This window comes from Albidovulum salinarum (assembly GCF_025673475.1).
In the GTDB taxonomy this organism is placed as follows: domain Bacteria; phylum Pseudomonadota; class Alphaproteobacteria; order Rhodobacterales; family Rhodobacteraceae; genus Albidovulum; species Albidovulum salinarum.
The window spans coordinates 20,200-31,726 of the sequence record NZ_JAOVQO010000017.1 but is presented as its reverse complement, the minus strand read 5'-3'; the positions used below and the strand labels follow the sequence as shown (position 1 = coordinate 31,726).

The 11,527-nt window shown below is 69.0% G+C and carries 11 protein-coding genes; 10 read left to right on the top strand and 1 reads right to left on the bottom strand.

Annotated features, from left to right (window positions below):
• The first annotated feature begins 102 nt into the window (after positions 1–102).
• Positions 103–915 (top strand): glutamate racemase, encoded by an 813-nt coding sequence (locus tag OEZ60_RS16905; RefSeq protein WP_263338739.1) that lies wholly within the window; start codon positions 103–105, stop codon positions 913–915.
• 77 nt (positions 916–992) lie between these two features.
• On the opposite strand, the gene OEZ60_RS16900 is transcribed toward OEZ60_RS16905, so the two are convergent.
• Positions 993–1,718 (bottom strand): alpha/beta fold hydrolase, encoded by a 726-nt coding sequence (locus OEZ60_RS16900; RefSeq protein WP_263338737.1) that lies wholly within the window; start codon positions 1,716–1,718, stop codon positions 993–995.
• Positions 1,719–1,920: 202 nt separating this feature from the next.
• Between OEZ60_RS16900 and argC the strand changes: the two genes are divergently transcribed.
• From argC to OEZ60_RS16855, 9 genes are all read left to right on the top strand, one after another.
• Entirely contained in the window at positions 1,921–2,949 is a 1,029-nt protein-coding gene (gene argC / locus OEZ60_RS16895) for an N-acetyl-gamma-glutamyl-phosphate reductase (RefSeq protein WP_263338734.1), read from the top strand.
• Between the two features lie 7 nt (positions 2,950–2,956).
• Entirely contained in the window at positions 2,957–3,415 is a 459-nt protein-coding gene (gene ccmE / locus OEZ60_RS16890; protein ID WP_263338731.1) for a cytochrome c maturation protein CcmE, read from the top strand.
• A 42-nt stretch (positions 3,416–3,457) separates the two neighbouring features.
• On the top strand, positions 3,458–4,069 hold the full coding sequence (locus tag OEZ60_RS16885; protein ID WP_263338728.1) for a holin-associated N-acetylmuramidase: 612 nt from the start codon (positions 3,458–3,460) through the stop codon (positions 4,067–4,069).
• Positions 4,060–4,551, top strand: coding sequence for a holin family protein (locus OEZ60_RS16880; RefSeq protein WP_263338727.1), 492 nt, complete (start codon positions 4,060–4,062; stop codon positions 4,549–4,551). The genes OEZ60_RS16885 and OEZ60_RS16880 overlap by 10 nt, the downstream gene beginning before the upstream one ends.
• 62 nt (positions 4,552–4,613) lie before the next feature.
• Positions 4,614–7,388: a [protein-PII] uridylyltransferase family protein gene (locus OEZ60_RS16875; protein ID WP_263338725.1), complete on the top strand. Its 2,775-nt coding sequence runs from the start codon at positions 4,614–4,616 to the stop codon at positions 7,386–7,388.
• A gap of 52 nt (positions 7,389–7,440) precedes the next feature.
• The gene (locus OEZ60_RS16870; protein ID WP_263338941.1) at positions 7,441–7,722 is read left to right on the top strand and encodes a hypothetical protein; all 282 of its coding nucleotides are present in this window, start codon (positions 7,441–7,443) and stop codon (positions 7,720–7,722) included.
• A gap of 160 nt (positions 7,723–7,882) precedes the next feature.
• Positions 7,883–8,695, top strand: coding sequence for a TIGR00282 family metallophosphoesterase (locus OEZ60_RS16865; RefSeq protein ID WP_263338722.1), 813 nt, complete (start codon positions 7,883–7,885; stop codon positions 8,693–8,695).
• On the top strand, positions 8,695–9,648 hold the full coding sequence (locus tag OEZ60_RS16860; RefSeq protein WP_263338721.1) for a DMT family transporter: 954 nt from the start codon (positions 8,695–8,697) through the stop codon (positions 9,646–9,648). The genes OEZ60_RS16865 and OEZ60_RS16860 overlap by 1 nt, the downstream gene beginning before the upstream one ends.
• Positions 9,649–11,427: an SLC13 family permease gene (locus OEZ60_RS16855; protein ID WP_263338719.1), complete on the top strand. Its 1,779-nt coding sequence runs from the start codon at positions 9,649–9,651 to the stop codon at positions 11,425–11,427.
• Positions 11,428–11,527 lie beyond the last annotated feature (100 nt).

The window sequence follows — 11,527 nt, the reverse complement described above, 5'->3', positions numbered from 1 at the left end:
TTACGGATAGGAAGGTCATGACCGCCTTTCGGCTATGGCCTTGAATTCACGAATAAACACCGCGCCACATGCTCACGCTGCGGCGCGGGGAGGGGGCAGGGCATGGCGGTAGGCATCTTCGATTCGGGTCTCGGCGGGCTCACGGTCCTCGACGCCGTCGCCGAGGCGCTGCCGGATGTGGCCTTCGTCTATTACGGCGACAACGCCCATACGCCCTACGGCGTGCGTGACGCCGAGGACATCTTCAACCTGACCTGCAAAGGCGTCGAGCGGCTCTGGGCCGAGGGCTGCGACCTCGTGATCCTTGCCTGCAACACCGCCTCGGCCGCCGCGCTGAAGCGGATGCAGGAGACCTGGGTGCCGAAGGACAAGCGCGTGCTCGGCGTCTTCGTCCCGATGATCGAGGCGCTGACCGAGCGGCAATGGGGCGACAACTCGCCGCCGCGCGAGGTCGAGGTGAAGCATGTGGCGCTCTTCGCCACGCCCGCGACGGTGGCCTCCCGCGCCTTCCAGCGCGAGTTGGCCTTCCGTGCCATCGGCGTCGATGTCGAGGCGCAGCCCTGCGGCGGCGTCGTGGACGCGATCGAGGAAGGCGACGAGATCCTCGCCGAGGCGCTGGTGCGCTCCCATGTCGAGGCGCTTCTGCGGCGGATGCCGAAGCCCGAGGCGGCGATCCTCGGCTGCACGCATTACCCGCTGATGGAGCCGGCCTTCCAGGCCGCGCTCGGGCCGGAGGTCAAGGTCTATTCGCAGGCCAAACTCGTCGCCGCGAGCCTCAAGGACTATCTCGACCGCCATCCCGATTTCCTCGGCTCCGGCACCGTGTCGAAGTTCCTCACGACCGGCAACCCGGCACGGGTGTCGAACAAGGCGACCCAGTTCCTGCGCCGGAAGATCAGCTTCGAGGCGGCCTGACGTGGATTTGTCTTGCGGATGACGCGCAGTTCGGATTCCGGGCGGGTGCTTCTAGGGAGCCTGTCCAATCGCGCCGATCAGCGCGGCTGAGCATCGAGAAAGGCACCGATCCGCCCCGGCAGCCGGGGATCTTTCCACGAGCCCATGTGATCGACGCCCGGAAAGATCTCGAGGTCGAAATCGGGCCGGGCGCGTGCGAGCCGTTCCAGATGAGGCCGCTCCACGTCGAGCTGGCCCGCAATCCCGGCCATCGGGAGGTCGAGCGCGGCGATCTGCGCCTCCGGCAGCCCAACCGTCGCCTCCACAGCGTCCACGAGCGCGGAAAGCGCGTCGAGGTCGTTCGCGGCGTCCTGCTCCGCACGTTCGCGCGCCCAGTCCATGTGGATCCGGTATTCATCGACGATCTCGGGGGGCGACCAGCCCGAGCCGATCAGATAGAGCGAGCGGATGATCTCCGGGTGGTCGACCGCGAGCGGCAGCGAGAGCTCCGCCCCCATGGAAAATCCGACGATATGCGCGCCGGATGGCGCCTCGGTGAGGATCAACTCCGCGACGTCCGTGACCAGCGTTCGGCCGTAGCGCGCCGGGTCACGAGGCTTGTCGCTGTCGCCGTGGCCCCGCATGTCCGGCGCGAGGAGCCGGTAGCGCCCGGCGAGCGCCGCGGCGACGCCGTTCTGCCACCACATCTCGGAGGACATGCTGAAGCCGTGCAGAAGGACGACCGGCGGACCGGCGCCCGCCACCCGGTACCGGATGAGGATGCCGTCGGATGCCGTGAAAGACTTCTGCGTGCGGCTTTCCATCGCATGGCCCTCCCGTAAAGAGAATCGGCCGAACGGCCATTCGGATCATAGCGTAAATCCAGGAGTGCCTCTTGGCGCGTCGCGACGGCGAGCCTGGCAGGAAGCCTCGATACGCCGGGCCCCGGCGCCGATCACGAAGAATCCGGTTGAAAGCCGCCCCTCACTCGGACATCAAGCACCCCGTACCCGACCGGAGGTCCCCATGACCCACAAGATCGCGATCCTCGGCGCGTCCGGCTATACCGGCGCCGAACTCGTGCGGATCATCGCCACCCATCCCGCGATGGAGATCGCGGCGCTCTCGGCCGACCGCAAGGCCGGGCAGGAGATGGCGAGCGTCTATCCGCAGCTACGCCACCTGAAGCTGCCCACGCTCTCGACCATAGAACAGATCGACTTTTCCAGGATCGACCTGTGCTTTGCGGCCCTTCCGCATGGTCTCAGCCAGGCGCTGGTGCGCGACCTGCCGGCGTCGGTCAAGGTCGTCGATCTCGGCGCCGATTTCCGTCTGCGCGATCCGGCGGCCTACGAGAAGTGGTACGGTGCCCCGCATGTGGCGACCGAATTGCAGAAAGAGGCCGTCTACGGCCTGACCGAGTTCTACCGGGACGAGATCCGCTCCGCGCGGCTCGTCGCGGGTACCGGCTGCAATGCGGCGACTGTGCAATTCGCGCTTCGGCCGCTGATCGAGGCCGGTCTCATCGACCTCGACGAGATCATCTGCGACCTGAAGAACGGTATCTCCGGGGCCGGGCGCAGCTTGAAGGAAAACATGCTCTTCACCGAGCGCCAGACCGATGTCCTCGGCTACAGCCAGGGCGGCAAGCACCGGCACCTGGGCGAGTTCGACCAGGAGTTCAGCGCCATCGCGGGGCGGAAGGTGGAGATCATGTTCACCCCCCACCTCGTGCCGATGTCGCGCGGCATCCTCGCCTCCTGCTACGTCCGGGGCGAGGCCGAGGCGATCCATGCAGCCCTCGCCGCGCGCTATGCCGCCGAGCCGTTCCTCACCGTCCTGCCGTTCGGCCAGGCGCCGGGGACCGGGGCGGTGGCGGGCTCGAACTTCTGCCATATCGGCGTGATCGGCGACCGCAAGCCGGGCCGCGCGCTAGTCGTCGCGGCACTCGACAACCTCAACAAGGGCTCCTCGGGGCAGGCGGTGCAGAACGCCAACCTGATGCTCGGGCTCGACGAGACGGCGGGGCTGATGCTCGCGCCGGTCTTCCCGTGAGGCGGCCATGAAGGGATTGAAGAAACAGCGCCGGATCCAGATCCTCGTTCTCGCCGCGGTGGCGATGGCTGCGAGCTTCGCGGCCTTCTACTACGCGGCACCCGACGCGCTGCAGTATTTCCGCTCGCCCTCCGAAGTGGCCGAGAAGGCACCCGCCCCGAACGAGACCTTCCGCATCGGCGGGCTGGTCGAGGAGGGCAGCCTCGTGCGCGGCCAGGGTGCCGCGATCACCTTCAACGTCACCGACGGCGGCGCGGTCATCCCGGTCCGCTACGAGGGCGTGCTGCCCGACCTTTTCGGCGAGGGCGAGGGCGTAGTCGCGACCGGCAAGCTCGTCGACGGCACGTTCGAGGCAACCGAGATCCTCGCCAAGCATGACGAGACCTACATGCCGAAGGAAGTGATCGACGCCCTGAAGGATCAGGGCATGTATGTCGAACCGGACGCTGAGCCCGCGACGAATTAACCTTTTCGAACGAGCCTTTCCCCGGATTTGCGGGGAGAGGCCATGCGAAGCGTCACCGACATCGCCAGAGAGATCGTCGCCCGCGAGGGCGGCTATGTGAACGATCCCGACGATCCCGGCGGGGCGACGAAGTACGGGGTCACGATCCGCACGCTGAAGCGGCTCGGGATCGACCTGACGGGCGACGGGCGGGTCACCGAGGCCGACGTCCGGCGCCTCAGCCGCGACCGGGCGGTGGCGATCTTCGTCGAGCACTACTTTCGCCGTCCCCGCATCCACGACCTTCCGGAAGTGCTGCAGCCGCCGGTCTTCGACATGTATGTCAATGCCGGCGCCAGCGCGGTGAAGATCCTGCAGCGGCTCCTGACCGAGATGGGCCACGCGATGGCCGATGACGGGGTGATCGGGCCGCGCACCATCGCCGCCGCCCACCGTGCCGCCGAGGAGGCGCCGGACCTGATCGTCGACGCCTACGGTATCGCAAGGCGCAACCATTACTACGCGCTCGCCGACGCGCGGCCGGCGAGCCGCAAGTACGTCCGCCGCCGCAGTGGCGGCAAGGGCGGCTGGATCACCCGTGCCGAGGCATTCATCGCGCCCCGCTTCCACCTCAGCGAGGCCGAACATCGCGAAAGGACCGCGGCATGGGCGTGATCGGACGAATCCTCGGCGCGCCGGCCGCCGCCACGGCGATCGGCGAGGCGGCGACCTCGGTGGCGGAGGTTTTCACCCCGAATGCCACGAAGCGGATGGAAGCGGGGCAGGCGGCCTATCTCGCCGCGCTCGACGCATTCGGGACGGAGTTCCAGAGCGCCGGACCCGGCGCTTTCGACCGCTTCGTGAACGGGCTGAACCGGCTGCCACGGCCGCTTCTGGCACTCGGCACGATCGGCCTGTTCGTCCATGCGATGGTCGATCCGGAGGGCTTCGCGCGCCGCATGACCGGCCTTTCGACGGTTCCCGAGCCGCTCTGGTGGCTGTTTGCCGCCATCGTCGGCTTCTACTTCGGTGCGCGCGAGGCGCACTACCTACGCAACCGGCCCGCATCGGCGCCGCAAAGCCACGCCGCGCGGCACGTTGCGCCGACCGCCCGCGACGCCAATCCCGCGCTCGACGAGTGGCGCCGGGGGCGCTGATCGGGGGGGCGGCGGGCGCGGGCGGTCGTTGACGCCGCCCGGCGGACTTGTAGTGTCGGGCCATGACATTCGCCGCACGCCTGACTCGCTGCCCCATTCCTTTCGAACCGGCTAGGATCGAGGAGCCGCGCGCCCGCTTCGCGGCGCTCGCACCCGAGGTCCGGGCGGTTCTCGAAGGAGCCGCGGGTTGCAGCCCCTATCTCGCCGGGCTGATGGAGCGCCAGGCCGACTGGCTCGAAGCCGCGCTCGCCGGATCGCCGGAGGCGGCGCTCGATGCCGAACTCGCGGGGCTCGTCGCGCTCGACAGCGAGGCGCTCGGCCCGGCGTTGCGCCATGCCAAGGCGCGGATCGCGCTGCTCGCCGGGCTCGCCGACCTCGGCGGCGTTTGGCCGCTCGAACAGGTCACCGGCGCGCTGACCCGACTGGCCGATGCTGCCGTCCACCACGCGCTCCGCGCGCTTGCCGCCGACGAGATCCGGCGCGGCAAGGTGCCGGGCGCGGTGCCCGGGGATGCCGATACCGCCTGCGGCATCGTCGCTCTGGCGATGGGCAAGGGCGGGGCTGGAGAGCTCAACTATTCCTCCGACATCGACCTCATCTGCCTCTTCGACGAAACCCGCTATGCCCCAGACAACGTGCAGGAGGCCCGCGCCGCCTTCATCCGCGTGGTGCGCAAGATGACGGCGATGCTGTCGGACCTCACCGCCGACGGCTATGTCTTCCGCACCGATCTTAGGCTCCGCCCCGACGCCTCGGTCACGCCGGTCTGCATCTCGATGGCCGCGGCCGAGCAGTATTACGAGGCGCAGGGCCGCACCTGGGAACGCGCCGCCTACATCAAGGCGCGGCCCTGCGGTGGTGATCTAGCGGCCGGGGCGCGGTTCCTTCAGACCCTCACCCCCTTCGTCTGGCGCCGCCATCTCGACTTCGCGGCGATCCAGGACGCCTACGACATGCGGCTGAGGATCCGCGAGCACAAGGGGCTGCACGGGCCGATCGTGCTCGAGGGGCACAACATGAAGCTCGGGATGGGTGGCATCCGCGAGATCGAGTTCTTCACCCAGACCCGCCAGATCATCGCCGGCGGGCGCGACCCGTCCTTACGCGCGAGCGACACCGTGGGCGGCCTCGCCGCGCTCGCCGCGAAGGGCTGGGTGCCCGAGGCCGACGCAGCGGAACTCACCGAACTCTACCGCGCCCATCGCGAGATCGAGCACCGGGTGCAGATGGTGGCCGATGCCCAGACCCACGACCTGCCGACGACGCCGGACGGGTTCGACCGCATCGCCCGGATGTGCGGCGAGGCCGATACCGAAACATTCCGCTCGGCCCTTCATGCAAGGCTGGAGCGGGTGGCCGAGCTGACCGAGGGCTTCTTCGCTCCCGGCGAGACGCGCAGCGGCCCCGAGATGAGCGCCGAGATGCGCGAGATCGTCGAGGGCTGGCGCTCCTATCCGGCGCTTCGTTCCGAGCGCGCGGTGGCGATCTTCAAGCGGGTCCAGCCCGAGATCCTGTCGCGGCTCGACCGCGCCGCGAACCCGTCCGAGGCGCTGCGCCAGTTCGACGGCTTTCTGGCCGGGCTGCCCGCCGGGGTGCAGCTTTTCTCGCTTTTCGAGGCCAATCCGCAGCTTATCGACCTGATTGTAGACATATGCGCAACGGCGCCGGGGCTCGCAAGCTATCTGTCGCGCAACGCGGCGGTACTCGATGCGGTGATCGGCGGGGATTTCTTCGCGCCCTGGCCGGGCACGGCCGCGCTGGTGGAGGTGCTTTCCAAACGGCTGGAGGAGCGGGCGGATTACGAGGCGCGGCTGACCTCGGCGCGGATCTGGGCTCGGGAATGGCATTTCCGGATCGGCGTCCACCACCTGCGCGGGCTGATCGATGCGGGCCAGGCGGGACGCGAATACGCGGATCTCGCCGGGGCGGTCCTCGCCGCGCTCTGGCCGGTCGTGGTCGCGGAGTTCGCCCGCAAGCACGGACAGCCGCCGGGGCGCGGCGCGGTGGTGCTCGGCATGGGCTCGCTCGGGGCGGAGCGGCTGAACGCGCAATCCGATCTCGACCTGATCGTGATCTACGACGCGGACGGGGTGGACGCCTCGGACGGGCCGCGTCCGCTTGCTGCCAGGGCTTACTACTCGCGGCTCACGCAGGCGCTGGTGACCGCGCTCTCGGCGCCGATGGCGGACGGGCGGCTCTACGAGGTCGACATGCGACTCCGCCCGTCGGGCCGACAGGGGCCGGTCGCGACCGCGATCCAGTCGTTCCGTTCCTACCAGATGGAGGAGGCCTGGACCTGGGAGCATCTGGCGCTGACGCGGGCGCGGCCCGTGGCAGCCGATTTCGCCCTCGCCGCCGAGGTCGAGGAGGCGCGGATGGCGGTCCTCGCCGCGAAGGGCGGGGCGGATCGGGTGCTGCCCGACGTCGCCGAGATGCGCGATCGGATCTTCGCGGCCAAGGCGCCCGACGGCGCTTGGGAGGCGAAGATCGGCCCCGGCCGGCTGCAGGACATCGAGCTCCTCGCGCAAGTCGGCGCACTGAGGTCCGCTGCACCCGCGCGGCGGGTCGAGGCCCAGCTTCGCGCCGGGCTCAAGGCCGGCTATCTCACGCGCGAGGACGAAGCCGCGTTGCAGGAAGCCTACCGGTTCTTCTGGCGGCTCCAGTCCGGGGCGCGGCTTCTGACCGAGCAGCCGCTCGACATGACGGCGATCGGCGCGGGCGGGCAGGCGTTCCTCCTGCGTGAGACCGGAGCGTCGAATCTCGACGGGATGGCGTCGCAGATGGAAGGCCACAAGGATCGCGTCGCGGCCATTATCGCGCGCGTTCTTGCGGCATGATCCTATGCCGCCGGGCCGAACGGCGGGATAAGCGGGTATGGCGAGGAAGATCATGGAGATGTCTCGGGCGGACCCGAAAGGGTTGATCCGCGAAAGCTATGCGATCGAGGGGATCACGGCGCCGGAATGCCGGTCGATCTTCCTCGACTGGGCGCTGAGCATCGCGATGGACACCGACCAGCCCGAGGCGCTCCGGGCGCTCCTGTCGCACTACGGCCTCGACCGGCCAGACCACCCGATGACGGCGGTGCTGACGGCGGGGCTGACCGCCCCGGCCAAGCCGGCGCGGCGCGGCGGTCGCATGGGGCGCGTCGAACCGGGCGAACGTCGCTGAGGCGATACGCGAGCCGCGCCAATCCGCTGATAAGGCAGCTCCGGCGGGATGCCTCATTTCGCGCCGGTTCGGGTGTCCTGCACGCCCCGCGCGGCGCTTTCCGAGCCGGCGTAGCGTCGCCGCGCTTGCCCTCGCGCCTGCCGGGCCTTAGGCAGGGCGCATGAGGCTGATGTTTCTGGGCGATGTGGTGGGGCGGTCGGGGCGTGCGGGGATCACCGCGCGCCTGCCGGGTTTGCGTGCCGAATGGGGGCTCGATTTCGTCGTGGTGAACGGCGAGAACGCGACCTCCGGGGCGGGGCTGTCGGCCGATCACGCCAAGGCGCTGCTCGCTGCCGGGGCCGATTGCGTGACGCTCGGCGATCATGCCTTCGACCAGAAGGACATGCTGTCCTACATCGAGACCGAGCCGCGGATCCTGAGACCCATCAACTACGCCAAGACCGCGCCCGGCAAGGGCGCGCGGGTGTTCGAGGCGAAGGGCGGGCGCAAGGTGCTGGTGGCGCAGGTTCTCGGCCAGGTCTTCATGAAGCGGCCCTTCGACGATCCGTTCTCGGCCATCGATGCGGTCCTGCGCGCTCATCCGCTCGGGGGGGCTGTCCAGGCCGCCGTCGTCGAGATCCACTGCGAGGCGACGAGCGAGAAGATGGGCATGGGCCACTGGTGCGACGGCCGGGCGAGCCTCGTCGTCGGCGCCCATACCCATGTGCCGACCGCGGATGCGCAGATCCTGCCCGGCGGCACCGGCTTCCAGTCCGATGCCGGGATGTGCGGCGACTACAACTCGGTCATCGGCATGGACAAGCTCGAACCGATGCGCCGCTTCGTGACCGGCATGCCGAAGGAGCGCTTCACGCCCGCGAACGGCGAGGCGACGCTCTGCGGCACCTATGTGGAGACCGACGACCGCACCGGGAAGGCCACCAAGATCCGCATGATCCGCGTCGGCGGCGGGCTCGAGGGGGCGCGGCCCTGATGGATGCGCGCCGGCTCTTTCTCGCGCTCTTCGTGATCGGGGGAAGCTGGGGGCTGACCGCGCCCCTGTCGAAGATCGTCGTGATGGGCGGGTACCGCCATTTCGGCATCATCTTCTGGCAGCTCGTCATTGGCTCGGCGCTGCTCGGGCTCTGGCTCGTGCTTGCAAGGCGGCGGCTGCCGCTGACGCGGCCCGCGCTCTCGCGCTACGTCTTCATAGCACTTTTCGGGACGATCCTGCCGAACGCCGCCTTCTACACCGCGCAGGAGGGGCTGCCGGCCGGTCTCGTCGCGGTGTTCATCGCGCTGGTGCCGATGTTCGCGCTGCCGATGGCCTTCGGCCTCGGTCTCGAACGGCCCGAGCCGGTGCGCTTCCTCGGCATCCTCGCCGGGCTCGCCGGCATCCTGATGATCGTGCTGCCGGAGGCGAGCCTTCCCGACCGCGCGGCGCTCGTCTTCGTGCCCTTCGCGCTTGCCGCGGCGGCGCTCTACGCGGTCGAGGCGGCGGGGCTCGGCCGGATGGGTACGGCCGGGCTGGACCCCGTCCAGCTTCTCACCGGCGCCTCGCTCGTCGGCGTGGTCCTCGTCTTTCCGGCGGTGGTGGCGAGCGGCAGCTGGATCACGCCCGCGCTGCCGCTGACCGACGCCGACGCGGCGCTCGTCGTCACTGCGGCGATCCATGCGCTGGCCTATGCCGGCTATGTCTGGGTCGTCGGGCACGGCGGCGCGGTCTTCGCGGCACAGGTCGCCTATATCGTGACCGGCACCGGCGTCCTCTGGTCGATGCTGATCCTCGGCGAACGCTACTCGCTCTGGGTCTGGGCGGCACTGGCGCTGGTCTTCGCGGGGCTCTTCCTCGTCCAGCCGCGCCCGTCCCGCCGCGAGGAACTGGGCCCGTTCGTGCTGCCCGCAACCGAACCGTCCATCGTTTTCCACGAACAGCAGGACCGCTGAATGATCGACCTTCCCCTCTCGCAGAACGGCGAAGCAGTCTTGGCGCTGCTGATCGTGCTCGGCATGTTCGTGATGTTTGTGCGCGAGCGCTACCCCGTCGAGGTCGTCGCGATAGGCGGCGCGGCGCTCTGTCTCGTCTTCGGCCTTCTGCCCTACGAGGCCGGGTTGAACGCGCTGACCAATCCCGCGCCCTGGACGATCACCGCGATGTTCCTGATCATGGGGGCGCTCGTCCGGACCGGCACACTCGAATGGCTGACCCAGACGGCCGAGGCCAATGCCGACCACCGCCCGACGGTGACGCTGATCATCCTCTTCGGCTTCGTGGCGATCGCCTCGGCCTTCCTCAACAACACGCCCGTCGTCGTGGTGATGATCCCGGTTATGGTCTCGATCGCGCGCAAGCTCAACGTCTCGGCCTCGAAACTGCTGATCCCGCTGTCCTATGCGGCGATCCTCGGCGGCACGCTGACGCTGATCGGCACCTCGACGAACCTGCTCGTCGACGGCGTTGCGCGCAAGAGCGGGATGGAGCCCTTCACGATCTTCGAGATCACGCCCCTCGGCGCGATCCAGGTCCTCATCGGCATGGTCTACATCGCCACGATCGGCCGCCGGATCCTGCCCGACCGGCAGTCGATGGGGGGGATGCTGTCGGACCGGCGCAAGCTCAAGTTCTTTACCGAGGTGGCGCTGCCCGAGGATTCGAACCTTATCGGCCAGTCGGTGCTCTCGGTCGATCTCTTCAAGCGCGCGGGCGTCCGGGTGATCGACGTTCTGCGCGGCGACGCGTCGCTGCGCCGCGACCTCGCGCCGGTGGTGCTGCAGGCTGGCGACCGCGTGGTGCTCCGGACCGAGATGGCCGAGCTGCTCGGGATGCAGGAAAGCAAGGAGATCCGCCTCGTCGACAAGCTCTCCTCGGTGCAGACCGAGACGGTCGAGGTGCTGATATCGCCGGGCTGCCGGATGATCGGCCGCTCGCTGGGCGAGTTGCGCCTGCGCCGGCGCTACGGCGTCTACACGCTCGCCGTGCACCGGCGGAACCAGAACATCGGCCGTCAGCTCGACGACCTTGTCGTCGTGGTGGGCGACACGCTCCTGCTCGAAGGCGCGCCTGAGGATATTCAGCGGCTCGCGGCCGACATGGACCTCGTCGATGTCTCGAAGCCGACGGTCAAGGCCTACCGCCGTAAGATGGCACCGGTGGCCTTCGCGGTCCTGGCCGGGATCGTCGCGCTCTCGGGGCTCGGCGTGGCGCCGATCCTGGCGCTGTCGTTCGTCGGTGTCGCGGTCGTGCTCCTCACCCGCTGCATCGACGCGGACGAGGCATTCTCGTTCATCGAGGGGCGGCTTCTCGCGCTCATCTTTGCGATGCTGGCGGTCGGTGCGGCGCTCGACGAGACCGGCGCGGCGCGGCTTCTCGTCGGCTGGATCAGCCCCGCGCTGAGCGACCTGCCGCCGCAACTCGTGGTGCTGGCGGTCTATCTGCTCGCCATGTTCCTGACCGAGATCGTGTCGAACAACGCCGTCGGCGTGATCTTCACGCCGGTGGCGATCGAACTTGGCCATTCGCTCGGGCTCGATCCGAGGGGGCTTGTCGTCGCGATCATGTTCGCAGCCTCGGCGGCGTTCTCGACGCCGATCGGCTACCAGACCAACATGCTGGTCTACGGGCCCGGGGGGTATCGATTTACCGACTATCTCAAGGTCGGGATCCCCCTGAACCTGACGCTCGCCATCACCGCGAGCGTGATGATCCCGATCCTCTGGCCGCTCTGACGGCAATCTGGCGGAGACGCCTTCGGCGTCACGCCTATCGTGACGCCACGCTTGCGCGCGGCGTTGGGGAGGGGGCTGTCTGCCCCCTCTTGCTGCTGGC